This is a genomic window from Azospirillum sp. (assembly GCF_050789165.1).
Map to the genome: position 1 here is coordinate 40,479 of NZ_JBOZRT010000082.1, position 24,278 is coordinate 64,756.

Below are 24,278 nucleotides of genomic sequence, written 5' to 3' on the forward strand. Positions count from 1 at the left end.
CATGGAACCGACGTTCAGGCCCCTGTTCCGCATCCGCTTCGACCTGATGCCGCTGCAATCGGTCGGAGGCGGGCTGTGGGGCAAGCGCCGGGTGGCGCCCATCGCCGGGGGCGACTTCGCGGGCGACCGGCTGCGCGGCACGGTCCTGCCCGGCGGCAGCGATGCCTACCTGATCGGCAGCGACGGCTCCCTGCGGCTCGACGTCCGCTGCGTTCTGGAAACGCACGACTCCGCCAAGATCCTGATGACCTACGGCGGCTTCTTCCGGGCGTCCGCCGACGCGCAGGCGCGCCTCCGCGCCGGCGAGCCGGTCGAGCCCGGCAGCGTCTACCTGCGCGTTGCGCCGGTCTTCGAAACCGGCGCGGACGCCTACCAGTGGCTGAACGGGATGCTGTTCATCGGCATCGGCAGCCTCGGCGGCGGCGCGACCACGTACGACGTCTACGAGGTGCTGTGACGCGCGGCTCCGTCCGCCGGAGCCTCGACACACCGGGGTATGTCGAAAGATAGCGTGCTGCAAAAGCAATCCGTGTTGACAGCAAAGTCCGCCGCGGGCGATTATTTCTATGAGAGAATACTATTCTCCATAGAGAATGAGGCGGTGAAGATGCCGCGCACGGGAGGAAAGACGAGCGCCGAGCGGATGCCGGCCGGAAAGCCGGTCGGGGCGGTGCTGAGCGCTCTGGCGATTTTGCGGTATTTGGGTGCGCAGGGCTCCGCGGTGCCGGGCGCCCAGGTTGCGCGCAGCCTGAACCTGAATCCGAGCACCTGCTTCAACGTCCTGAAGACGCTGGTCGCCGAGCGGCTGGTGCACTTCGACGAAGCCGGCAAGACGTACCGGCTCGGCCTCGGGATGATCGAGCTGGCCGGCAACGCCCTGGAACAGGTCGGGTCGCTGCGTCAGGTCCATCCGGAGCTGGAGCGCCTCGCCGCGGCATGGCGGGTGTCGATGACCGCGTGGCTGCGCGTGAGCGACACGCGCGTCGTGCTGGTGGACCGGGCCCAGGCGCCCTCGACCATCCAGATCCACATGCGCGTCGGGCATCGGCTGCCGTTGCTGGTCGGTGCGCTGGGGCGCTGCATGGCGGCGTACTCCGGCCTGTCGGAAGACGAGCTGAGGCGCCAGTACGCGGAGATCCGCCAGGATCACCCCGTCGCCTTCGAGCAGTTCCTGAAGGAGGTGGCGGAGGTCCGCGAGACCGGCTTCGCCGTGGACCGCGACGGCTTCGAGCGCGGCATCACCACGGTGTCGAGCGTCGTGCTGGACGCCGACGGCTATCCCTATCTCGCCCTCTCGGCCATCGGCCTGACCGCGCAGTGCGGCGGCGACACCGTCGCGTCCATCGGTGCGGAGCTGTGCGCCACCACCCGTCGGCTCGGCGCCACGCTCTCCGGAACGTCGGCGCGCGGACGGTCGCTGCAATCGCGTCATCACGAGGAGGCGCAGGCCACCCATGGGCATCTCTGAACACGGCGGCCGGGACCCGCGGCGGGGGCGGCCATGAGGAACGCCATGATCACCGGCGTGGCGGACACCGCCGTCGGGCGCGTGGAGGGCAGCAGCGTCATGGGGCTGCACGCCGAGGCGGCGGCGGCGGCGCTCGCCGACGCCGGCGTGGCGCCGTCCGAGATCGACGGCGTGCTCTGCGCCTATTCCATCAGCGAACCGCACCTGATGCTGTCCTCGGTCTTCAACGAGTACTTCGGCATCGCCCCGTCCTACAGCGTGGCGCTCCAGGCCGGCGGCGCCACCGCGTGCCTGATGGTCATGCAGGCTGCCGCGCTGGTCGAGGCGGGCGTCTGCCGACACGTGCTCGCGGTCTGCGGCGACAACCGGTTGAGCGGGCTGAGCCGCGACGGCACGGTCGCCGCCCTGGCCGAGGTCGGGCACCCGGAGTACGAGCGCCCCTATGGCCTCTCGATTCCCGCCGCCTACGCCCTGGTCGCGCGCCGCTACATGCACGAGTGGGGCGTCACCTCCGAGCAGCTTGCCGCCGTCGCCGTCACCCAGCGCGGGCACGCCCGGCGCCATCCCAAGGCGCAGGCGCGCGACCCGCTGAGCCTGGATCAGGTGCTGGCGTCGCGCATGATCGCCGACCCGCTGCGCCTGTTCGACTGCTGCCTGATCTCCGACGGCGGCGCCGCGGTGGTGGTGAGCGCCCGCGACGCGGCGGCGGACCGGCCGTCGCGGCCGGTGTCGGTGCTCGGAAGCGGGCAGATGAACACGCACGAGCACATCATCGCCATGCCGTCGCTGACCGATTTCGGCTGCCGCCAGTCCGCGGCGCAGGCGTTCGCGCGGGCCGGGCTGACGCCGGCCGACGTGGACGTGGCGGAGATCTACGACTCCTTCACCATCACGCTGCTGGCCGAGCTGGAGTCCATCGGCTTCTTCCCGAAGGGGGAGGCCGGGCCGGCGGTGCTCGACGGCGCGCTGGAGCTGGACGGGATCCTGCCCTGCAACACCCACGGCGGGCTGCTGTCCTACGCTCACTCCGGCGCCGCGGGCGGCATGTTCCACGTCGTCGAGGCGGTCCGCCAGCTGCGCGGCGAGGCCGAGGCGCGGCAGGTGAAGGACGCCGAGGTGGCCTTCGTGCACGGCGACGGCGGCGTCCTGTCCGCCCACTGCTCGCTCGTCCTGGGGAGGGCCTGAGCCATGGCCGGCGACACCAAGCCGCTGCCGCGCGTCACCGCCGACAGCCGCCCCTACTGGGAGGGCTGCGCGGCGGGCGAGCTGCGCTACCAGCGCTGCGCCGCGTGCGGGCACGTGCAGTTCCCGCTGCGCCCCTTCTGCACCCGCTGCCGCGCTTCGGGGCCGGCGGTGGAGCGCTCCGCCGGGCGGGGCACGGTGCACAGCCACACCGTGGTGTTCCGCGCGCCGACGCCCGCCTTCAAGGGCGACGTTCCCTACATCATCGCGCTCGTCGATTTCGACGAGGGGTTCCGGCTGATGGCCAACCTGCGCGACTGCCCGCCCGAATCCGTGGCGATCGGCCAGCGCGTCGGGGTCGTCTTCGAACCGCTCGCCGACGGCGGCGCCCTGCCGCAGGTGCGGCCACAGGAGTGAACGCATGTACAGTTTCGACAGCCTGCCGGTGGCGACGACGCTGGGTTCGCGCGACCTGACCCTGAGCGAGGACCTCGTGAACGCCTGGCTGCGCCTGTTCCCGGAGGACCGGGATGACGGGCGGATGGGCGGGCGGATGCCGGCCGGCATGGTCGCCGTCGTCGCCATGCGCGCCTACGCCGACGTGGTGGCGCCGCGCCCGCCCGGCAACGTGCACGGCGCGCAGCGCTTCGAGATCGTCGAGCGGCCGCGCGTCGGCGAGCGGCTGGTGACCGCGGTCGCCATCCGGGACAAGGAGGTCAAGCGCGACCGCCGCTGGGTCCACCTCGCCACCGACACCATCGGCGAGGACGGTACGCCGCGCTTCCGCGGGCGGATGACCATCCTGTGGGCGGCGTGAGGGAGGGGACCGTGACCGACGCCCTGAAGACCGTCTCGAAGCGGGTCGACCGCGCGGCGATCCGCCTCTACGCGGAGATCACCAACGACTTCAACCCGATCCACGTGGACCCGGAGTTCGCGCGGCAGACCGCCATGGGCGGCGTCATCGCGCACGGCATGCTGTCGCTGAACCTCGTCTGGCAGTCCCTGCGGGCGAGCCTGGGGGACGAGGCGGCGTCCGGCGCCGTGCTCGACGTGCGCTTCGTGCGGCCGGTCCGCGAGGACGACGTGGTCACCGCGGGCGGCGCCCGCGACGGCGACGGCTTCGAGGTCTGGGTGCGCAACCAGAACGACGAGCCGGTGATCGTCGGCCGCGTCACCCCCGCCGGGGGGACCGCGCCATGACCGACGCTGTCCGCATCCGCGACGAGGGCGGCCTGCGCCGCCTGACGCTGAGCCGTCCGGAGAAGATGAACGCCCTCAACACCGCCATGATGCGGGCGCTGAGCGCCGCCATCACGGCGGCGCCGGGCGACGGCGTCGCGCTGGCGGTCATCGACGGGGTCGGGGAGCGCGGCTTCTGCGCCGGCGGCGACCTCGCCGAGATGCGGCAGGGCGGGGACGCGTTCGCCGAGCAGGAGGAGGCGCTGCGCGCGCTCATCGTGGCGCTGCACGGCTCGGCGGTGCCGGTGGTCTGCGCCGTGCACGGGCGCACGCTCGGCGCCGGCTGCATCGTCGCCAGCCTGAGCGACGTCGTGCTGGCCGCCGACGACCTGTCCTTCGGCTTCCCGGAGATGCGCTTCGGGCTCTACCCGGCCTTCGTGCACGGCGCCATCGTCGAGCGCGTGTCGAACGCCATGGCGTTCCAGCTCTGCATCGGCGGGCGGATCCTGAGCGCGGCGGAGGCCCATGCCCTCGGCTTCGTCACCGAGGTGCTGCCGGCGGACGGCTTCGCCGGCCGCGCGGCGGAGCGGATCGCACACTACCGGGAGCGCATCGACGCCCTGGTCATGGGACGCCGGATCCGGCGCATGGCGCTGCCGGACTCCATGGCCGACCGCATGGCGCGGCTCGGCCCGCTGCTGCTCGAGAACCACGAGGCGCCGTCCGCACGGCGCCTGCTGGCGGAGATGCCGTTCGCGCGCCCCTAGGGCGGGCGCCGACGGGACCACAGGGAGAGGCCGGACAACGGCCCACGCTGAAACGGCGACACAAGGAGGAGGAGACGATGTCCAGGAAGCACACGGTTGCGATGCTGGTCCTCGGTGCGGCGGTCGGCGCGCTCGGCGTGTCCGGCGCCTCGGCCGCGGAACCCGAGGTCTACAAGATCGGCGGCATCTTCGCGATGACCGGCGCCTCGCCGCACTACGGCAAGGTGATGAGCTCGGGCGCGCAGCTCGCGGTGGACGAGATCAACGCCAAGGGCGGCATCGACGGCAAGCCGCTGCAGTTGATCGTCGAAGACCACAAGAGCGGCAGCGCCCAGGCCGCCGTGGCGGCGATGAACCGGCTGGTGGACGTGGAGGGGGTGCAGGCGGTGCTGCCGTCCTTCTCGACGGTCACCTTCGCCATCATGCCGATCGGCGACCAGAAGAAGATCTTCATGCTGAACGGCGGCGGCGTCAGCGCCAACACCGTCGGCGCGTCGCCCTACATGTTCAACATCCGCTCCATGGCCTCGGACCTCGCGGGCGGCATCGTCCACCGCGCCGCCGAGCAGGGCGCCAAGAGCATCGCCCAGATCGCCATCAAGTCGGAGTTCGGCGACAGCACCATCGCCGCCACCAGCAAGGCCGCGGAGGGCGCCGGCCTCAAGATGGTCGCGGCCGAGCAGTTCCAGGCGGACGCCGCGAACATCGACACCCAGGTCGCCAAGCTGCGCGCCGCCAAGCCCGACGCCATCGCCAACTGGCCGACCACGCCGCAGGCGGGCCTCGCGGTGAAGCGCATCCGCGAACTGGGCATGCAGCAGCCGATCTACTCCATGGAGTGGACATCCGAGGACAGCAAGGTCGCCGGCAAGTACGCCGACGGCGTCGAGGTCGTCACCGACTACTTCGCGCCGACCGAGGAGAACCCCTGGTCCAAGCGCTTCTACGAGGCCTACAAGGCGAAATACAACAGCGAGCCGGACTTCTACGCCGCCAACTACTACGAGGGCGTCTACGTCATCGCCGAGATGATCCGGCGGGCGAAGGCCAAGGGTGGCGACTACTACACCGGCGAGCGGCTGGTGCAGGCGCTGTGGGACAACCCGACCTTCGACAGCGTCTACGGCAAGACCATGGTCTTCCGGAAGAACGGCGTGGCGCAGAAGCCGGTGGCGGTCTTCCGCGTCCAGGACGGCAAGCCGCAGTTCGTGAAGTTCACGGCGACGAACTGAGCGTCGCCACAGGCCGCGCCCGCGCCGCAGCAACGCGGTGTGGGCGCGCGCAGGGAGTTTTCCCATGGATCTGCTCATCCAGCTGGCCTTGAACGGCATCTTCAACGGCGCCCATTTCGCCCTGCTGGCGATGGGGTTCGCGTTGATCTTCGGCACGACCGGCGTGGTGCACTTCGCCTACGGGCCGGTCTACGCGGCCGGGGCTTACATCATCTGGGCGCTGGCCGCGCTGGCCGGCCTGCCGTTCTGGCTGGCGGTGCTGCTCGGCGTCGCCGCGACGGCGGTGCTGGGGGTGCTCAGCTACCTCCTCGTCTACCGGCCGTTCGAGATCAAGCAGAGCCCGGCCTTCGTGGTGCTGGTCGCGTCGCTCGGCCTGTTCATCGTCGTCAAGAACCTGATCGGCATCGTCTTCGGGACGGGCGTGAAGACCATCGACAGCGTGCCGTACGACATCTACTTCGTCGGCGACGCCTTCTTCACCACGGTGCAGCTCGTCCAGGTCGCGGCGGCGCTGCTGGTGGGATGCGGGATCGCGCTGTTCCTGCGCGCCAGCCGCTACGGCAAGGCGATCCGCGGCATGGCCGACAGCCGGGAGATGGCGACGGTGATCGGCATCGACACCACGCGGCTGTCGATCATCGTCTTCGCGCTGGGCTCGGCGGTGTCGGCGGTGGCCGGGGCGCTGATCCTGCTGCGCGACGGGCTCAACCCGAACATGGGCTTCGGCGCCGTCTTCATCGCCTTCGTGGCGGTGATCGTCGGCGGCGTCGGGTCGCTGCGCGGCGCCGTGCTCGGCGCGCTGCTGCTCAGCGCGGTGCAGAGCCTGGGGATGTGGCAGATCCCGACGGAATGGCAGAACACCATCGTCTTCGTGGTGCTGTTCGGTTTCCTGCTGGCGCGGCCCTCCGGCATCGTGCGGCAGGGCTGAGGGAGGCGACGGACATGGAATACGTCTCGCACGTCCTCGTCATGGTGTGCCTCTACAGCATCCTGGCGACCTCGTTCAACCTGCTGATCGGCTACGGCGGCATCTTCGCGCTGGCGCACGCGACCTTCTACGCGGCCGGCGCCTACGTCTGCGCCATCCTCGGCACCAAGTTCGGAATCGGCTTCCCGTTCACCATCATCGCCGGCGCGGCCGTCACCGCGGCCATCGGCATCCTGGTCGCCTTCCCGGCGATGCGGGTGGGGAGCCACTACCTGGTGGTCATCACGCTCGCCCTGCAGGCGATCATGGTGGACTTCCTGCTGAACACCAAGCCGCTGACCGGCGGGCCGGACGGCATCAGCGGGATCCCGCCGGTCGAGCTGTTCGGGTACGTGCTCAACAACCCCGCGCGCTTCCTGCCGCTGGCGGCGGCGGCGGCGGTGGTCTGCGTGCTGATCGCGCGGCGCATGGGCGCCTCGCCCTTCGGCCGGGCGCTGCGCGCCATGCGCGAGAACGAGGCGGCGGCGCAGGCCATCGGCAAGAACCTGCCGGCCATGAAGCTGACCGTGTTCGCCATGTCGGCCGGGCTGGCGGCGGTCGCCGGCGCGCTGGTCGCCCACTACATCACCTTCGTCAGCCCGGAATCCTTCACCATCGAGGAGACCATCCTCATCCTCGCCATGGTGATCCTCGGCGGCATGGGGAACCTGTGGGGCTCGCTGGCCGGTGCGGCGATCCTGGTGATCCTGCCGGAGCTGCTGAAGTTCGTGCATCTGCCGACCGACATCGCCGACATGGTGCGGCAGGTGATCTACGGCCTGATCCTCATCCTGATCCTGCGCGTGCGGCCGCAGGGCCTGTTCGCCGAGACCGGCTTCCAGGCGCCGGTCGAGGTGGCCCCGGCGCCCCGCCGCGTCGCCAACGACGCGGCGCTGACCACCGCCGCCGGCCCGGCCGGCGAGGTGGTGGTGGCCGGGCGCGACCTGTCGAAGAACTTCGGCGGCATCACCGCAGTGCGTGAGCTGAACCTGGAACTGCGGCGCGGCACCATCATCGGGCTGATCGGCCCGAACGGCGCCGGCAAGACGACCGCCTTCAACCTGATCTCCGGCTTCCTGCGGCCGAGCGGCGGCTCCATCCTGTTCCGCGGCCGCGACGTCGCCCGGCTGAAGCCGCACGAGATCGTGCGCGCCGGCATGGCGCGCTCCTTCCAGGACCTGAAGCTGTTCACCCGGCTCAGCGTCGTCGAGAACCTGATGGTCTCGCTGCCCAACCAGCCCGGCGAGAACCTGTTCAACGTCTACTTCCGGCCCTGGCTGGTGCGCCGCGCCGAGCAGGAGAACCTGCGCCGCGCGCTGGAGATCGCCGCCTTCGTCGGCTTGGGCGGCAAGGCCGACGAGACGGCGGCCAACCTCTCCTACGCCGAGGAGAAGCTGTTGGTCATCGCGCGGCTGCTCGCGACGGAGGCGGAGGTGCTGCTGCTCGACGAGCCGCTCTCCGGCCTGGACACCTTCACGGTCGAGCAGATCTGCCGGGTGATCCGCGAGCTGGCGAAGACCAACAAGGCCATCTGCATCATCGAGCACAACCTGGATGTCATCCGCGAGGTCTGCGACGAGATCGTCTTCCTCGACGAGGGCCGGGTGCTGACCAAGGGGCCGCCCGACGACCTGATGCGCGACCGCGACCTGGCCGAGAGGTATTTCGGATGAGCACCGATATCGACACCCTCCTCGACGTCTCCGAACTCAGCGCGGGGTACGGCAAGCGCTCGGTCGTCCACGGCGTCGACCTGTCCCTGCGCCCCGGCGAGATCCGCGTCATCCTCGGCCACAACGGGGCGGGCAAGACGACGCTGGTGCGCTCGATCTTCGGGCTGATCCGGCCGACGGGGGGCGCCGTCCGCTACCGCGGCGCCGACATCACCCGCCGGCGCTGCGCCGAGAACGTCCGCGCCGGCATCGCCCTGGTGCCGCAGGGGCACGGCATCTTCCGCAGCCTGACCGTGCGCGAGAACCTGGAGCTGGGCGCCTACAGCATGGAGGACGCCGCCGCCGTGCCCGCCACCCTGGAGGCGGTGTTCGACCTGTTCCCCATCCTGCGCCAGCGCTCCACGCAGATCGCCGGGACCATGTCCGGCGGGCAGCAGCAGATGCTGGCGATGGGCATGGCGCTGATGCACCGGCCCGACGTGATGATCCTCGACGAGCCGTCCATCGGCCTCGCCCCCAACCTCGTGCAGCGGGTGATGGAGGCGATCGCCGAGGTCAACCGGGCGCTGCGCATGGCCGTCCTCATGGTCGAGCAGAACGTGACCCACGCGCTGCCCATCGCGCAGAGCGTCACCGTGCTGCGCACCGGCCGCAAGATCTACGACGGGCCGCCCGGACCGCTGGGCGACCGCCAGTACCTCATGACCCTCTTCTGACGCGAAGGAACGTCGTCCATGGCTCGCAACAAGATTCTGATCGTCGGGGCGCTGGGCACCGTCGGCCGCCCGATGCTGGAGCATTTCGAGGCCCTGCCGGACTGGGACGTCTGCGGCGTGTCGCGCCGCGCCCCCGACTTCGAGACCCGCGCCGACTGGCTGTCGGTGGACCTGCGCAGCGCCGACGACTGCCGCAAGCTGCGCGAGGTGCAGGGCGTCACCCACGTCGTCTACACCGCCGTCTACGAGAAGGCGGACGTCACCAAGGGCTGGTCCGAGCAGGAGCACGTCGAGACCAACCTCGCCATGCTGAAGAACGTGGTGGAGAACGTCGAGCCGGTCTCGCCGAACCTGCGCCACGTCACGCTGCTGCAGGGGACCAAGGCGTACGGCGGCCATCTCGGGCCGTTCCGCCAGCCGGCGCGCGAGAGCGACAAGCGCTACATGCGGCCCAACTTCTACTACGATCAGCAGGACTGGATCGAGGCGCGCCAGCAGGGCAAGGAGTGGACCTGGAGCGTGCTGCGCCCGCAGATCGTCTGCGGCCTCGCGGTCGGCAGCCCGCTCAACATCATCACCGCCATCGGTGTGTTCGCCGCGGTGTCGCGCGAGTACGGGCTGCCGCTGCGCTTCCCCGGCGGCGCGTCGCGCATCGGCGAGGCGACCGACGCCCGCCTGATCGCCAAGGCGGCCGAGTGGGTCGGCACCAACGAGCAGTGCGGCAATCAGGTCTTCAACATCGCCAACGGCGACGTCTACGTCTGGGAGAACGTCTGGCCGAAGGTCGCCCAGCTGTTCAACATGGAGCTGGAGGCGCCGCATCCCTTTTCGCTGGCCCGCGTGATGCCGCAGAACGCGCCGATCTGGGACCGCGTTGTCGCCAAGCACGGCCTCAAGCCCTACCGCTACGACGAGCTGGTGCCATCCTGGCAGTTCGCCGACTTCCTGTTCGGCTACGGCCAGCGCCCCAACCCCCATCACATGAGCACCATCAAGGCGCGCAAGTTCGGCTTCCACGAGTGCGTGGACACGGAGGAGATGTTCATCGACCTCCTGCAGGAACTGCAGCGCCGCCGGATCCTGCCGGAGTGAGGCCGGGGATGGGCACCATCCGCATCAAGGGCGAGCCGGTCGCGTGGGAGACCGTCCACGACCTCGTCGCCGCCCGCGCCCGCCAGCACGGCGACGCGGTGCGGCTGACCGTCGACCGGCGGGCGATGAGCTACCGCGAGCTGGACGAGCAATCCGCGGCGGTGGCCGCCAACCTGCACCGGCTGGGCGTCGGCAAGGGCGACCGCGTCGCCTGCTTCCTGCACAACGCGCCCGAGCACCTGCTGACCTGGATCGCCGCCAGCCGGCTGGGCGCGATCTGGGTGCCGCTGAACGCCGGCCTGATCGGCGACGACCTCGCCTACACGCTGGGGAACGCCGCGCCACGCGTGCTGGTGGTCAGCGACGAGCTGGTGGGGCGGGTGGACGCCGTTGCCGACGCCATCCCGGACCTGCGCATCCACGTGGTCGGCGCCGCCGGCCGGCACCGGCCGTTCTCGGACCTGCTGGAGCCGGGCGGCGCCTGCCCGGAGGTGGCGGTGGCGGCCGGCGATCCGGCGGTGATCATCTACACCGGCGGCACCACCGGGCTGCCCAAGGGGGCGCTGCTGCCGCAGTTCGCCTGGATCGCCGCCGGGCTGCGCTTCGTCGAGGCGTACGAAACGCGCCCCGACGACCTCGTCCTCTCAGTGCTGACGCTGTTCCACGTCGGCGGGCTGATGCTGGGCGTCATGGGGCCGATGGTGGCGGACATCCCGACGGTGGTGGAGCGCCGCTTCAGCGCCGGCAACTTCTGGCCGCGGGTGCGCGAGACCGGCGCCACCATCATCGACCCCATCGGCACCATGGTGACGCTGCTGGCCGAGCAGCCCGAGAGCCCGCACGACCGCGACCACCGCGTGCGCGTGGCGCTGGGCGTCGTCAACCAGATCCCGGCGAGCATTGCCGAGCGCTTCGTCGCGCGCTTCGGCATCCCCTTCCTCAACGTCTACTCGCTGACCGAGACCGGGGGCGTGCTGATCGTCAACAACCCGCTCGGCTCGCCGAAGCCCTGGGCGAACGGCAAGGCGTGGGGCTGGGCGGAGGTCGCCATCCTCGACGAGGACGACGTGCCGCTGCCGCCCGGTTCGGTCGGGCAGATCTGCATGCGGCCGTGCCACCCGCACATCTTCATGTCCGGCTACTTCAACGACCCGCGGCGCACGGCGGAGTGCACGACGAACCTCTGGCTGCACACCGGCGACCTCGGGTACCTGGACGGGGACGGCTACCTGTTCTTCACCGGGCGGCAGGCGCACTGGCTGCGCCGGCGCGGCGAGAACATCTCGGCCTACGAGGTCGAGAGCGTGCTGAGCCGCTATCCCGGCGTGCGCGAGGTGGTGGTGGTCGGCGTCCCGGCCGAGAAGGGCGAGGAGGAGGTGAAGGCGTTCGTCATCGCCGAGCCCGGCGCCGCCATCGACCCCGCCGCCATCGTGCGCTGGTGCGAGGGGCGGATGTCCGCCTTCAAGATCCCGCGCTTCATCGCCTTCGCGGAGGAGTTCCCGCGCTCGGTGACAAAGCGCGAGGTCGAGCGCCACAAGCTGAAGGCGCTGCCGAACGAGGGCGCCTGGGACCGCGAGAGACACGCCTGAGGAAGGAAGACCCGATGTCCAGGCCCGAGACACCTCCCATCACCCACATCGCCACCCACACCGACGACGCCATCTACGTGCGCGACGCCAGTCTGGTGGACGAGCTGATCGGCAAGGTCTCCTTCACCGACATGATCGTCTTCCACTTGATGGGGCGGATGCCGACGCGCGCCGAGAGCAGGATCCTCGACGCGGTGCTGGTCACGCTGATGGAGCACGGCTTCACCCCCAGCGTCATCGCCACCCGCATGATCGCGCTGTCCTCGCCCGAGGCATTGCAGGCGGCGGTGGCCGGCGGCCTGCTGTGCGTCGGCAGCCAGTTCGTCGGCAGCATGGAGGCGGCGGCCGGCCTGATCGACGAGGTGCTGGCCCATCCGGACGGCCCGGAGGCCGGCGCCCGCATCGTGGCGCAGCGCCACCGGACCGGGCGGCTCACGCTGCCGGGCTTCGGCCACCACCTGCACCGGCCCGACGACCCGCGCTCGCCACGCCTGTTCGCCATTGCCGAGGAGGCCGGCGTGCCCGGCCGCCACATCGCCGCGCTGCGCACGCTGTCCAAGGCCATCGACGAGGTCTACGGCCGCCACATCACCATCAACGCCACCGGCGCCATCGCCGCGCTGCTGGGCGAGATCGGCATGCCGGCGGAGATCATGCGCGGGATGGCGGTGATCAGCCGCTGCGCCGGGCTGGTCGGCCACATCCGCGAGGAGCAGCAGCACCCGACGGCGCGCAAACTGTGGGACACGGTCGAACACACCGTCGAATACGCGGGAAGCAAGGGCACGCGCGGCTAGGGAGGCTGAACGCCTTTCTCCCGTCATCCCCGCCTTCGCGGGGATGACGGCCAAAAAGGTGCCTGGAGTGACTTCCAGGGAATGATCTCAGCGCCTTCGCGGGGATGACGAATGAGGTTTATCGGGGATCGCAAGGAAGCAGCCCCAGGAACGGGCGCGGCTGAAGGGAGGAAGGCGGAATGGATCTCGGTCTGACGGACAAGGTCGCCATCGTCACCGGCTCCGGCCGGGGCATCGGCGCCGCCACGGCGCAGCGCCTGGCGCAGGAGGGGGCCAAGGTGGTGATCGCCGACCGCGATCCCGACACGGCGACCGCCACCGCCAACCGCCTGCGCGCCGAGGGGCACGCGGTGCACTGCGTGGTCGGGGACATCACCCGGCAAGCCGACGTGCAGCGCCTCGTCGATGAGACGGTGGCGGCCTTCGGCACCGTCCACATCCTGGTCAACAACGCCGGCTTCCCGCGCGACGGCTTCCTCACCACGATGAGCGAGGAGGACTGGGACCTCGTCGTCGACGTCATCCTCAAGGGCGCCTTCCTGGCCTGCAAGGCGGTGATGCCGCACATGATCGCGCAGCGCTGGGGGCGCATCGTCAACATCTCCTCGCGCGCCCACCTCGGCAATCCCGGGCAGGCGAACTACTCCGCCGCCAAGGCCGGAATCATCGGGCTGACCAACGCCCTGGCGCTGGAGGAAGGGCGCTACGGCATCACCATCAACGCCGTGGCGCCGGGCTTCGTGGAGACCGAAATGGTCCGGGCGCTGCCGCACTACGAGCAGATCCGCGACCGCGCGGTGCGCGGCACGCCGGTCCAGCGCGCCGGCCGGCCGGAGGACATCGCCACCGCGGTCGCCTTCCTCGCCTCCGAATGCGCCGGCTACATCAGCGGCGAGACGCTGCACGTCACCGGGGGCCGCTATGCGAGCTGACGCCGCCACGCTGCCGGCGCTGGCCGAACGGCTCGCCCGCGAGCGGCCGGACGACACTGCCTTCATCGACGGCGGCCGCCGCTGGACCTACGCGGCGTTCGACGCCGAGACCCGGCGCGCCGCCGCCTGGCTGGCCGGCCACGGCGTCGGCGCGGGCGACCGCGTCGCCGTGTGGCTGCCCAACGGCGTGACGTGGCTGGCGCTGTTCTTCGGCGCGGCCCGCCTGGGCGCGGTGGTAATGTCGGTCAACACGCGCTTCCGCAGCTCCGAACTGGAGTACGTGCTGAAACGGTCGCGCGCGGCGCACCTGATCCTGCAGCCGGAATTCCGCCGGATCGACTTCCGGACCGTCCTCGCTGGCCTCGATCCCGCGGGCCTGCCCGACCTGCGCAGCGTCATCGTGGTGGGGTCGGCCGACGGTGCCGGCCGCCTCCTCGACCGGCCGACCACCGCCCTGCGGCTGGACGACGCCCGCACCGCACCTCCGGACGACGCGGCGCCGGACCGGCCGTGCATCCTCTTCACCACCTCCGGCACCACCAAGGGGCCGAAGCTGGTCGTCCATCCGCAGCGCACGCTGGTCTTCCACGGGGGGCAGGTGGGAGCGCGCTGGGGACTCGACCGGCCGGGCGCCCGCCTGCTCGGCATGCTGCCGTTCTGCGGCGTCTTCGGCCTGTGCGGCGCGCTCGCCGCCTTCGCCGCGGGCGCGCCGGTCGTGGTCCTGGACGCCTTCGACGCCGACCGCGCGGCCGCCCTCATCGAGGAGCACGCGGTCACCCACACCTTCGGCAGCGACGAGATGTACCGCCGCCTGCTCCAGGCCCGCGGCGGCGAGCGGCCGTACCCGAGCGCCCGCCTGTTCGGGTACGCCGCCTTCCAGCCGGGCGCCGCCGACCTCGCGGCCGAGGCGTGGCGGCGCGGCGTGCCGATGGTCGGGCTGTACGGGTCCAGCGAGGTGCAGGCGCTGTTCGCGATCCAGCCCGAGGGACTGCCGTTCGAGGAGCGGATCCGCGGCGGCGGGCAGCCCTCGGCCGGCGGCCTCGCGGCGGTGCGCGTGCGCGACGTCGCCGGCGGCGGCCTGCTGCCGCCCGGCGCCACCGGAGAGATCGAGATCGCCTCGCCCGGCAACTTCGCCGGCTACCTGGACGATCCGGAGGCGACGGCGGAGGCGCTGCTGCCGGACGGCTTCTTCCGGACCGGCGACATCGGCCACCTGCGCCCCGACGGCAGCTTCGTCTACGAGACGCGCAAGGGCGATGCCATCCGCCTCGGCGGCTATCTGGTGAACCCGGCGGAGATCGAGGACGTGCTCAAGGGCCTGGACGGGATCGCCGACGCCCAGGTCGTCGCGGTGCCCGTCGGGACGGAGCTCAAGCCCATCGCCTTCGTCATCCCGCAGCCCTCCGGAACCGTCGATCCGGACGCGGTCATCGCGCAGGCCCGCGCGCGCATGGCCGGCTTCAAGGTGCCGTACCGGGTCTGGGCGGTGGAGGCGTTCCCGACCACCGAGAGCGCCAACGGCACCAAGATCCAGCGCGCCCGCCTGCGCGCGCTGGCCGAGCAGCGCCTTGCCGAGGAGACGAGCCATGCCCAATGAACCCGGCCGCCTGCCGCGCGACATGTCCGCCCTGGTGCTCGGCGCCTTCGGCGGCCCGGACGCGCTGGAGCCCCGCACGGTGCCCCGGCCGGAGCCCAAGGGGCGCGAGGTGCTGATCCGCGTCGCCTACTGCGGCGTCTGCCGGCACGACCTGCTGACCCGCGCCGGCGCCTTTCCCGGCATCGACCTGCCGGTGATCCTCGGCCATCAGGTGAGCGGCACCGTCGTCGCCCGCGGCCCCGAGGCGACGGCGCACGCCGTCGGCGACCGGGTGATGACGCTGATCTACACCGGCTGCGGCGACTGCGCCGAATGCCGCGCCGGCAACGCGGCGCTGTGCCGGGTGGAGCGCCCGCGCTTCCTCGGCGAGGACATGGACGGCGGCTACGCCGAGTACGTCGCGGTCCGCGAGGACACCGTGGTCGCCGTGCCGGACGCCGTCCCGCTCGTCGACGCCTCCATCCTCACCTGCACCTACGGCACCGCCTACCACGCCATCGTCACGCGCGGCGCCATCCAGGCCGGCGAGACCGTCGTGGTCACCGGAGCCTCCGGCGGCGTCGGCCTGCACGCGCTGCGGGTGCTGGCGTGGCGCGGGGCGCGGACGCTCGCCGTCACCTCGTCGGCCGACAAGGCGCCGGAGCTGGAGGCGGCCGGGGCGGAGGTCATCGTCGCGCCCGACCGCCGCTTCGCCCCGGCGGTCAAGGAGAGGACCGGCGGCCGGGGCGCCGACGCGGTGCTGGAGATCGTCGGCGGGCCGACCCTGCGGGAGAGCATCCACGCCGTCCGCAGCGGCGGGCGCGTGGTGCTGGTCGGCAACGTCGAGGGCGGCGCCGCGGAGATCCGGCCGGCCCACTTCATCCTCAAGGAGATCAGCCTGATCGGCACCAAGTCCTGCCGGGCGGACGAGGTGCGCGCCGTGCTCGACCTGATGGGGCAGGGCGTCCTGCCGGTGCGCATCGGCGCGGTCTACGACCTGCCGCAGGGCGCCGAGGTGCACCGGGCGATGGAGCGGGGCGAGGCCGTCGGCCGGCTCGCCATCCGCGTGGCGGGCGAGAGTGAGAACCGTTTCCAGTCGCCCATGAAGCCCCTCTCCCCTTGAGGGAGAGGGGTTGGGGAGAGGGGGCGCCGCGAAAGCGGCCAGAAACCTTGTCCGCGCCTGCCGGCGCGTAACACCCCGTCATCCCAACCCTTCTCCCCCGGGGGGAGAAGGGCTCCGTGATCGGGCGGCTCAGTGGCGGGCGCCGCCGAGGTAGCTGCTCAGCACCTCCGGATCGCTGGCGACCTTCGAGCCGTGGGTCTGGAAGGCGATCTCGCCGTTGGCGAGCACGTAGGTGGTGCCGGCCACCGCCGCCGGGACGCCGATGTTCTGCTCGATGAGGAAGATGGTCATGCCCTCCTCGTTGAGCCGCCGGATGACCTCGATCATCTCCTGGACCAGCCGGGGGGACAGGCCGTGCGACGGCTCGTCCATCAGCAGGATCAGCGGCCGTGCCATCAGCGCGCGGCCGATTGCCACCATCTGCTGCTCGCCGCCGCTCAGCGTTCCCGCCGGCACGCTCCGCCGTTCGCGCAGGCGGGGGAAGAAGGTGTAGACCCGCTCCAGGTCGGCGGCGATGCCGGCCTTGTCGTGGCGCGCGGCGGCGCCGAGGGCGAGGTTGTCGGCGACCGTCATGCTCGGCCAGACGAAGCGGCCCTGCGGCACCTGCACCACGCCCTTGGTGACGATGTCGTGCGGGTGCAGGCCGCCGATCGGCCGCTCGTCGAACTCCACCGCGCCGCCGCGCGGCTTGACGAGGCCGCTCAACGTCTTCAGCAGCGTTGTCTTGCCGGCGCCGTTGCCGCCGAGCAGCGCGACCACCTCGCCGCGCGGGACCGAGAAGGACACGTCGCGCAGGACCTCGCTGAGGCCGTACCAGACGCTCAGGTTACGCACGGTCAGCATCGGGGCTCTTCCCTAGATAGGCTTCCTTGACGAACGGGTCGGCGAGGATGGCGTCCGGCGCCCCCTCGGCGATCTTCCGGCCCGAGTTGAGGACGGTGATGCGGTCGCACACGCCCATCACCAGCCGAATGACGTGCTCCACCATGATGATGGTGATGCCGCGCTTGTCGCGGATGCGGTGCAGCAGCTCGTCCAGTTCGGCGACGCGCGGCGGGCTGAGGCCGACCGCCGGCTCGTCCAGCAGCAGCACCTTGGGCTCGGCGACCAGCGAGCGGGCGATCTCCACCAGCCGCTGCTGGCCGAACGACAGCGACGCGCCGTCGCGCTCGGCGAAGGACAGCATGCCCACGAAGGCCAGCGCCTCGCGCGCCCGTTCGCGGGCCTGCCGTTCCTCGCGCAAGACGCCGGGCAGGCCGACGGCGGCGCCGAACACCGAGGTGCGCAGGCCCTGGTGCATCCCCGCCATGACGTTCTCCAGCACCGTCATCCCCTTGAAGAGGAGCGAGGTCTGGAAGGTGCGCCCGACGCCGCGGGCGGCCACCTCGCTGGCCTTCAGGCGGGTCAGCGGCCGGCCGTCCAGGCGGATCTCGCCGTCGGTCGGGCGCACCAGACCGGAGATGACGTTGAGCAGGGTCGTCTTGCCGGCGCCGTTCGGGCCGATGATGCCGCGGATCTCGCCGCGCGGCACGGTGATGTCCACTTCGCTGAGCGCGGCGAGGCCGCCGAACGACAGCGACAGGCGCTCGATGCTGAGCTCGGCCATCAGCCTTCCTCCCCACGGCTGTGCGGTTCCGTCCACCCCGGCAGCCGGCGCCGCAGCGCCTGCACGAGGCCGCCCGGCGCGAACAGCAGCATGAGCAGCAGCAGCAGGCCGAGGCCGATCTCCTGCAAATCCTGCATGCCGCGCAGCGCCTCCTGCAGGCCGACCAGCAGCACGGCGGCGATCACCGACCCGGCGATCGAGCCGAGGCCGCCGACGACCACCATGCAGAATTGCAGGACGATCTGGAACAGGTTGAAGGATTCCGGCACCACCACGTTCAGCAGGCCGGCGAACAGGCCGCCCGCGGCCCCGGCGTAGACGGCGCTCACCGAGTAGGCGACGATCTTGGTGCGGGTGATGTCGATGGCGATTGATTCCGCCGCCACCTCGCTCTCGCGCAGGGCCACCAGGGCGCGGCCGACGCGCGACTGCATGACGCCGTACGCCGCGGCCACCAGCAGGATGGCCAGGGCGAGGCTCAGGTAGTAGATGCCGGCGCTCGTGCGCAGGCCGAGCGCCGTGAAGTCGACCGGCGGCATGACGAAGCCGGCGGTGCCGTAGGTCAGCGAGTCCCAGTGCACGAAGGTCCACAGCGCGAACTGCGCGAAGGCGACGGTGGCGAGCGCGAGGTACAGCCCGCGCAGGCGCAGCGCCGGCAGCGCCACCACCAGCCCGATGAGCACGGTGATGACCGTGCCGGCGGGCAGCGCCAGCCAGAACGGCAGGCCGGCGTCGAGGCGCAGCAGGCCGGTGGCATAGGCGCCGACGCCGAACAGCGCGCCGTTGGCGAAGGAGAGCTGGCCGGCGAGGCCCAGCAGGATGTTCAGCCCGACGGCCAGGATCACGTAGATCAGCGCCAGGTTGCCGACGTAGACCTGATAGGGGTTGGCCGCCAGCGGCAGCAGCGCGAACAGCAGGGCGCCGGCGGCGAGCGCCGCGCGCCGGCCGACCAGCCAGCCGAGGTCGCGGCGCCGGAGGGCGCGGGGCGTCGAGGGTTCGTTGGACAGGGTCACCATCGCCTTACACCTCCCGACGCCCGCGTGCGCCCAGCAGGCCGGTCGGCCGGAACACCAGCACCGCCAGGATGATGATGAAGGCGGAGACGTCCTGGATGCTGCCGGCGACGTAGGTGCCGGCCAGCGCCTCCAGGATGCCGACCAGAAGCCCGCCGATCACCGCGCCGGTCATGCTGCCCAGCCCGCCGAGGATGGTGGCGGCGAACGCCTTCAGCAGCAGGTTGAGCCCGATGTCCGGGGTGAGCAGGGTGAGCGGCGCCACGAAGACCGCGGCGACGCCGGCAAGCGCCGCCCCGGCCCCCCAGGTCAGCATGTAGACGCGCTCGACCCGGATGCCGACGAGGTAGGCGGCGTGCGCGTTCTCGGCGGTGGCCTGCATCATCTTGCCGGCCCGCGTCCGGGTGAAGAAGACGGTGAGCAGCAGCATGCACACCGCCACGCTGGCGATGACCACGAGCTGCTGCGGGAACACGGCGACGCCGCCGATGAGGACCGGGGCCGGGCTGACCAGCGGCGGGAAGGGCACCACGTCGCCCTGGCCGCCCCAGAAGTGGCGGCCGATGCCCTTCAGCACGAAGGACAGTCCCACCGTCGCCATCACCATGGCGATCGGCGGCGCCTTGATCAGCGGCTGGTAGACCAGGCGGTCGGTGAGGATCCCCAGCACGAACGAGCCGGCCACCGCGCCCAGCAGCGCCACGATGTAGGGCGCCCCCCACAGCACGTGCAGGGTGAAGGCGAGGAAGCCGCCGATCATGAACAGCTCGCCGTGCGAGAAGTTGATGTGTCCGGTGGTCCGGTAGCAGAGCACGAGGCCGACGGCGACGAGCGCGTAGAGCGCGCCGCTGGTGATCCCCGAGGACAAGGCGTAGGCGAGCAGCACCGCCGGGTTCCTTTCTCTGGAGGGCCGCGCCGGACCCCGGGGATCCGGCGCGGCGGGGGCGTGGTCAGCGGGTCGGCGTGGTCACGCCGATGCCGGTGACGCGGCCGTCCTTGAAGGCGAAGATGCCCAGCGCCTTGTGGCACTGGTGGTCGGTGGGCTTGCACTGCAGCGGGCCGGCGTAGGTGTCGGTCTTCACCTGGAGGTTCGACATGATCTGGATGACCTTCTCCCGCGTCGGCTCGGGGCCGGCCTGCCGGAGCGCCTCGACCGCGAACTGGCCGGCGGAGATGCCGAACATGTGCAGGACGTTGAAGCGGTCGCCGAACTTCTTCTCGACGATGCCCTTCCACTTCGCCACCTGCGGGTCGTCGACGCCGTAGCCGGCGGCGGTGACGGCGCGGAAGTTCTTCACGGAATCGGGCGAGCCGACGCCCTTGGCCAGCACGTCGATCTCGCCGAGCGCCGAGCCGCCGACCATCAGCGGCTGGAAGCCGATCTTGTAGGCGTCGCGCAGGAACGGCACCGCCGCCTTGGGGAACAGCAGCAACACCACGGCGTCCGGGTTGGCGGCCTGCATCTGCAGGACGGTGGGCGTGGTGTCGGTCGGCTCGACGGCGATCTCCTGGATGGAGACCGCCTCGATGCCCTTGGCCTTGAGCGCCTGCTTCATCGGATCGATGCGCGCCTTGCCCCAGGCGTCCGGCTGCCAGACCACGGCGATCCGCTTCTTGCCCTGGTCGAGGGCGAGCTGGAGCTGGCCGTAGACCTCCATCCAGGCGGCGGACATGGTGGAGAAGATGTAGGGCTCGACCGGCTCGGTCAGGGAGTCGGCGGTGGACGCGACGATCACCCAGGGGATCTTCGCCTCGATGACCTCGGGCTTCTGCGCGATGGCGGCGTTGGAGCAGCCGCCGCCGACGATCATGAACGGCTTCTCCTCGTGGATCAGCTTCTTCACCGCGCCGACGCCCTTGCTGGGCAGGCACTCGTCGTCCTGCTTGACGTAGACGATCTTGCGCCCGTGGATGCCGCCGGCGGCGTTGGCCTCCTCGAACACCGCCTGCACGCCATTGAGCTGCGGGATGATCAGCCCGGCGGAGGGGCCGGTGAGCCCGCCCATGCCGCCGATGACGATGGTGTCGGCGGTGATGCCGGTCTCGGCCAGGGCGGCGGGTGCCGCCGCCAGGGACAGGGCTGCGACCGTCGCCAGGCCGGTCATCGTGAGCGTGCGCATGTGCCTTCCTCCCATGTTGTTGGCCCTTGTCCGGGCGTTGGCGCTGTGTCCGGTCAGGTCGCGTCCGGCGGGGGGGCCGGCGGGGCGACCTCGACGGTCCGGAACTCGGCGGGGATGGTGATCTCCAGCCCCTCGTAGTCGTCGGAGTGGGTGATCTCGACGTGGTGGATGCCCGGCGGCGGGTGCAGGCAGTCGCCCGGTTCCAGGGTGACCTGGCCGACGCCGGCGTACTCCAGCGTGATCCGGCCCCGCAGCACGAAGACGAGCTGGAATTGCAGCTCGTGCGCGTGCCAGGGCGCGCGCTCGGCGTGGCCGGGCACCGCCTTGACGATCTTGGCGTCGACCGCGCCGCCGGTGGCGGCGGCGATGCCGAGGTCGCGGTACTGCATGAACGTGCGCAGGCCCTGCTCGTAGCGCGAGCCGGCGGCCCGGCTGACCCAGAATTTCATCCCGTCCGCGTCTGGGACGGCCAACGCTGTCGGATCCATGCTCCGGTCCTCCCTCGGTTGCGGTCAGGCGCTGCGGTTGCTGGCGCCCCCGTCCACCGTCACGATGGTGCCGCTGACGTAGCCCGCCCGCGGCGAGGCCAGGAACGTCACCACGTCCGCGACCTCGCGCGGGCTGCCCATCCGTCCGAACGGCAGGCCGAGGGCGCGCTCCACCTCCGGCCAGCGCTCGGCGTCGCCGTGCTTCTGCACGCTGAAGGTCCGCATCATCGTCACGGCGCGGTCGGTGGCGGTCATGCCGGGGTTGACGCCGACCACCCGCACCCCGGCGTCCGGCGACCGCGCGCCGAGCGCCCGGGTGAACGCCATCAGGCCGGCGTTGCCGGTGGTGCCGGCGATGTAGGCGGCGTTCGGCCGCTCGCCGGCGGTGCCGATGACGTTGACGATGACGCCGTGGCCGCGCTCGCGCATGGCGGCGTAGAACAGCCGGCACAGCGCGATGTAGCCGAACACCTTCAGCTCCCAGGCGCTGCGCCACACCTCGTCGGAGACCTCGCCGATCTCGCCGCCCGGGATGGCGCCGGCGTTGTTGACCAGGATGTCGGCGCCGGCCCATTCCGCCGCCAGGGCCTGCCGGGCCCGCTCGTCGGCCATATCCGTGGGCACCGCCGCCGCGGCGACGCCGAAGCGCGCGGACAGGCTCGCCGCCAGATCCTCCAGCTCCGCCGACCCGCGGGCGACCAGCGCGAGGTCGCAGCCCTCCGCGGCGAGGGATTCGGCGACGGCGCGGCCGATGCCCTTGCTGGCCCCGGTGACGACGGCGCGCTTGCCCTTCAGGTCGAGATCCATGTCCGTCCTCCCCTCACGCCACCTTGTAGCCGGTCGTCGCCGTCTCGCCCCGCGCGGGCGGCCGCCACGCCGTGTCGACCTGCGGCCGGCGGGCATGCTCGGGGCGCGCCGCGGCGAAGGCGGCGGCCGCTTCGAGCGCGCGGTCGTCGCGCAGGCGCCGGCCGACGATCTGGACGCCCACCGGCAGCCCCGCGGACGTGAAGCCGCAGGGGACCGCCGCCACCGGCAGCCCGGTGATCGAGAACGCGTAGGTGCCGAGGAACACGTCGTAGAAGCGCTCCAGCGGCCGGCCGGCGATCTCGGTCGGCAGGGGACGGTCGAGATCGAACGCCGCGATCCCCACCGACGGGGCGATGATGTGGTCGTAGCGTTCCAGCACCCGCCGCATCCGGTGCCAATAGTCGCCGCGCAGCCGCTCGGCCGCCGCCACCTCGCGCACCGTGCGCTTGAGCGCGTCCTCGATCTGGTTGACCAGCGGGGCGGTCATCTCCTCGCGGTGGCGCTCCAGCAGGTCGGCGTAGCGCCCGACCATGCCGAACGCCCGCGTACCCATGACGATCTCGCGCAGGCCGCCGACGTCGAGCGAGCCGCTCTCCACCACACAGCCGAACTCCTCGAAGGCCAGGGCGGCGGCGCGGGCCAGCCGCGCCACCTCCGGGTCGGTCGGCACCAGCCCGTCGAAATCCTCGACGTAGAGGATCCGCCGGCCGCGCACCGCGTCGGTGCGCCGGGCGGCGGCGGCGAGGTCCATACCGTCGTCGGGCAGCGAGCTGGGGTCGCGGTCGTCCGGCCCGGCCATCACGGCGAGCATCAGCCCGGCGTCCTCCACCGTGCGGACCAGCGGGCCCTGGACGTGCTCGACCAGGGTGTCCCAGGCGAAGACGCTGGGATAGACCGGGACGCGGCCCGGCGTCGGGCGGACGCCGACGATGCCGTTGAAGGCGGCCGGAACGCGGATCGACCCGCCGAGGTCGGTGCCGATGCCGATCGGCGCCATGCCGGCGGCGACGGCGGCGCCCGTCCCGCCGCTCGACCCGCCGGAGGTCGCGTCGAGCCGCCAGGGGTTGCGCGTGGTGCCGAACAGCGCGTTGGTGGTGTTGACGTCGTGCGCGAACTCCGGCGCGTTGGTCTTGCCGAGCAGCACCGCGCCGGCGCGGCGCAGCCGCTCCACGGCGACGGCGTCCTCGGTCGGCACGAAGTCCTGGCGCAGCCGCGAGCCGTAGGTGGTGCGCAGGCCGGCGGTGTCGACATTGTCCTTGACGACGAAGGGCACGCCCTCCAGCGGTCGCGGCGCGGCGCCGGAGGCGAGGTGGGCGTCGCAGGCGTCGGCGTCGGCCAGCGCCGCCGGGTTGAGGGTGCACACGGCGTTGACCACGCCGTTCACCGCCTCGGTGCGGGCGAGGAAGGCCTCGGTGACGGCGCGGGCCGACAGCCGGCGGCTGCCCACCGCCTGAGCCAGTTCCGCCGCGCTCATGTTGAGGATGTCGTCCATGGCCGTCACTTCCGCGTCCAGGTGCTGGCGTCCATGGTCAACTGGCGGCGGCGGAACCGCCAGGACGCGCCGTCGCGCACGATGTCGTCCTCGTACACCCCGCAGTCGCCGATGGCCGGCAGCTCGCCCGACGGGCCGTTAAAGGCCATCAGGTAGCAGCGCCCGCGCACCGAGCCGTCGTCGCGTCGTTCCAGGAGCAGGTTGCCGTTCCAGTGCCGCCGGTAGCCCTGCCGGGTGGCGAGGTCGCGCACCTTGTGCTCGTGCAGCGCGGCGCGGCCGGCGATGCGCAGCTCGTGCGGCATCAGCTCCAGCACGCCGTCCTCCGTGAAGCAGTCGGCGTAGCCGTCGGGGTCGCCGAGGTCGCTGCACAGGTTGTACCGGCTGTACAGGCTGCCGATCTCAAAGGCCTCCTGGGCCGAAAGCTCGCTCATCCGCCGCATCCCTCCCTTTATTCCC

The 24,278-nt window shown here is 71.6% G+C and carries 26 protein-coding genes; 17 read left to right on the forward strand and 9 right to left on the reverse strand.

The genetic code is table 11. The annotated features are described in order from the left end of the window. The first annotated feature begins 1 nt into the window (after position 1). The 17 genes from ACRWK7_RS17880 (at position 2) to ACRWK7_RS17960 (ending at position 16,296) form a co-directional block, all read left to right on the forward strand. Positions 2-457, forward strand: coding sequence for a DUF3237 domain-containing protein (locus tag ACRWK7_RS17880; protein ID WP_431857629.1), 456 nt, complete (start codon positions 2-4; stop codon positions 455-457). Between the two features lie 150 nt (positions 458-607). Continuing rightward, on the forward strand, positions 608-1,468 hold the full coding sequence (locus tag ACRWK7_RS17885; RefSeq protein WP_431857630.1) for an IclR family transcriptional regulator: 861 nt from the start codon (positions 608-610) through the stop codon (positions 1,466-1,468). Positions 1,469-1,501: 33 nt separating this feature from the next. Beyond that, positions 1,502-2,653: a thiolase family protein gene (locus ACRWK7_RS17890; protein WP_431857631.1), complete on the forward strand. Its 1,152-nt coding sequence runs from the start codon at positions 1,502-1,504 to the stop codon at positions 2,651-2,653. 3 nt (positions 2,654-2,656) lie between these two features. Further along, positions 2,657-3,067, forward strand: a complete 411-nt coding sequence (locus ACRWK7_RS17895; protein ID WP_431857633.1) for a Zn-ribbon domain-containing OB-fold protein — start codon at positions 2,657-2,659, stop codon at positions 3,065-3,067. Positions 3,068-3,071: 4 nt separating this feature from the next. Beyond that, a complete protein-coding gene (locus tag ACRWK7_RS17900) occupies positions 3,072-3,467 on the forward strand; it encodes a MaoC family dehydratase (protein ID WP_431857635.1) in 396 nt (131 codons plus the stop codon). Positions 3,468-3,478: 11 nt separating this feature from the next. After that, the gene (locus ACRWK7_RS17905) at positions 3,479-3,853 is read left to right on the forward strand and encodes a MaoC family dehydratase (protein WP_431857636.1); all 375 of its coding nucleotides are present in this window, start codon (positions 3,479-3,481) and stop codon (positions 3,851-3,853) included. Then, entirely contained in the window at positions 3,850-4,599 is a 750-nt protein-coding gene (locus tag ACRWK7_RS17910) for an enoyl-CoA hydratase/isomerase family protein (protein ID WP_431857637.1), read from the forward strand. The genes ACRWK7_RS17905 and ACRWK7_RS17910 overlap by 4 nt, the downstream gene beginning before the upstream one ends. Positions 4,600-4,676: 77 nt before the next feature. Beyond that, positions 4,677-5,831: an ABC transporter substrate-binding protein gene (locus ACRWK7_RS17915; RefSeq protein WP_431857638.1), complete on the forward strand. Its 1,155-nt coding sequence runs from the start codon at positions 4,677-4,679 to the stop codon at positions 5,829-5,831. 64 nt (positions 5,832-5,895) lie between these two features. After that, a complete protein-coding gene (locus tag ACRWK7_RS17920; protein WP_431857639.1) occupies positions 5,896-6,759 on the forward strand; it encodes a branched-chain amino acid ABC transporter permease in 864 nt (287 codons plus the stop codon). Between the two features lie 14 nt (positions 6,760-6,773). Then, positions 6,774-8,471: a branched-chain amino acid ABC transporter ATP-binding protein/permease gene (locus ACRWK7_RS17925; protein WP_431857640.1), complete on the forward strand. Its 1,698-nt coding sequence runs from the start codon at positions 6,774-6,776 to the stop codon at positions 8,469-8,471. Next, positions 8,468-9,187 (forward strand): ABC transporter ATP-binding protein, encoded by a 720-nt coding sequence (locus ACRWK7_RS17930; protein ID WP_431857641.1) that lies wholly within the window; start codon positions 8,468-8,470, stop codon positions 9,185-9,187. Before ACRWK7_RS17925 ends, ACRWK7_RS17930 begins: the two co-directional genes overlap by 4 nt. A gap of 18 nt (positions 9,188-9,205) precedes the next feature. Beyond that, a complete protein-coding gene (locus tag ACRWK7_RS17935; protein WP_431857642.1) occupies positions 9,206-10,279 on the forward strand; it encodes an SDR family oxidoreductase in 1,074 nt (357 codons plus the stop codon). An 8-nt stretch (positions 10,280-10,287) separates the two neighbouring features. Then, positions 10,288-11,868, forward strand: coding sequence for an AMP-binding protein (locus tag ACRWK7_RS17940; protein ID WP_431857643.1), 1,581 nt, complete (start codon positions 10,288-10,290; stop codon positions 11,866-11,868). A 14-nt stretch (positions 11,869-11,882) separates the two neighbouring features. Beyond that, positions 11,883-12,665 (forward strand): citryl-CoA lyase, encoded by a 783-nt coding sequence (locus tag ACRWK7_RS17945; RefSeq protein ID WP_431857644.1) that lies wholly within the window; start codon positions 11,883-11,885, stop codon positions 12,663-12,665. A gap of 179 nt (positions 12,666-12,844) precedes the next feature. Next, positions 12,845-13,597, forward strand: coding sequence for an SDR family NAD(P)-dependent oxidoreductase (locus ACRWK7_RS17950; RefSeq protein ID WP_431857645.1), 753 nt, complete (start codon positions 12,845-12,847; stop codon positions 13,595-13,597). Further along, entirely contained in the window at positions 13,587-15,194 is a 1,608-nt protein-coding gene (locus ACRWK7_RS17955) for an AMP-binding protein (RefSeq protein ID WP_431857646.1), read from the forward strand. Before ACRWK7_RS17950 ends, ACRWK7_RS17955 begins: the two co-directional genes overlap by 11 nt. After that, positions 15,184-16,296: an alcohol dehydrogenase catalytic domain-containing protein gene (locus ACRWK7_RS17960; RefSeq protein WP_431857647.1), complete on the forward strand. Its 1,113-nt coding sequence runs from the start codon at positions 15,184-15,186 to the stop codon at positions 16,294-16,296. The genes ACRWK7_RS17955 and ACRWK7_RS17960 overlap by 11 nt, the downstream gene beginning before the upstream one ends. Positions 16,297-16,425: 129 nt before the next feature. Here the strand turns inward: ACRWK7_RS17960 and ACRWK7_RS17965 are convergent, their stop codons facing one another. The 9 genes from ACRWK7_RS17965 to ACRWK7_RS18005 form a co-directional block, all read right to left on the reverse strand. Further along, entirely contained in the window at positions 16,426-17,139 is a 714-nt protein-coding gene (locus ACRWK7_RS17965; RefSeq protein ID WP_431857648.1) for an ABC transporter ATP-binding protein, read from the reverse strand. Beyond that, a complete protein-coding gene (locus ACRWK7_RS17970; protein WP_431857649.1) occupies positions 17,123-17,902 on the reverse strand; it encodes an ABC transporter ATP-binding protein in 780 nt (259 codons plus the stop codon). The genes ACRWK7_RS17965 and ACRWK7_RS17970 overlap by 17 nt, the downstream gene beginning before the upstream one ends. After that, on the reverse strand, positions 17,902-18,918 hold the full coding sequence (locus ACRWK7_RS17975; protein WP_431857650.1) for a branched-chain amino acid ABC transporter permease: 1,017 nt from the start codon (positions 18,916-18,918) through the stop codon (positions 17,902-17,904). The genes ACRWK7_RS17970 and ACRWK7_RS17975 overlap by 1 nt, the downstream gene beginning before the upstream one ends. A 4-nt stretch (positions 18,919-18,922) precedes the next feature. After that, on the reverse strand, positions 18,923-19,801 hold the full coding sequence (locus tag ACRWK7_RS17980; RefSeq protein WP_431857651.1) for a branched-chain amino acid ABC transporter permease: 879 nt from the start codon (positions 19,799-19,801) through the stop codon (positions 18,923-18,925). Positions 19,802-19,865: 64 nt separating this feature from the next. Beyond that, positions 19,866-21,035 carry an ABC transporter substrate-binding protein gene (locus ACRWK7_RS17985; RefSeq protein ID WP_431857652.1) on the reverse strand — a complete coding sequence of 390 codons (1,170 nt, stop codon included), beginning with the start codon at positions 21,033-21,035 and terminating at the stop codon, positions 19,866-19,868. A gap of 53 nt (positions 21,036-21,088) precedes the next feature. Further along, on the reverse strand, positions 21,089-21,523 hold the full coding sequence (locus ACRWK7_RS17990; RefSeq protein ID WP_431857653.1) for a cupin domain-containing protein: 435 nt from the start codon (positions 21,521-21,523) through the stop codon (positions 21,089-21,091). 24 nt (positions 21,524-21,547) lie between these two features. Further along, positions 21,548-22,330, reverse strand: a complete 783-nt coding sequence (locus ACRWK7_RS17995; protein ID WP_431857654.1) for a short-chain dehydrogenase/reductase — start codon at positions 22,328-22,330, stop codon at positions 21,548-21,550. A 13-nt stretch (positions 22,331-22,343) separates the two neighbouring features. Beyond that, positions 22,344-23,822: an amidase gene (locus tag ACRWK7_RS18000; RefSeq protein ID WP_431857655.1), complete on the reverse strand. Its 1,479-nt coding sequence runs from the start codon at positions 23,820-23,822 to the stop codon at positions 22,344-22,346. A 5-nt stretch (positions 23,823-23,827) separates the two neighbouring features. Further along, entirely contained in the window at positions 23,828-24,253 is a 426-nt protein-coding gene (locus ACRWK7_RS18005; protein ID WP_431857656.1) for a nuclear transport factor 2 family protein, read from the reverse strand. Between the last annotated feature and the right edge of the window lie 25 nt (positions 24,254-24,278).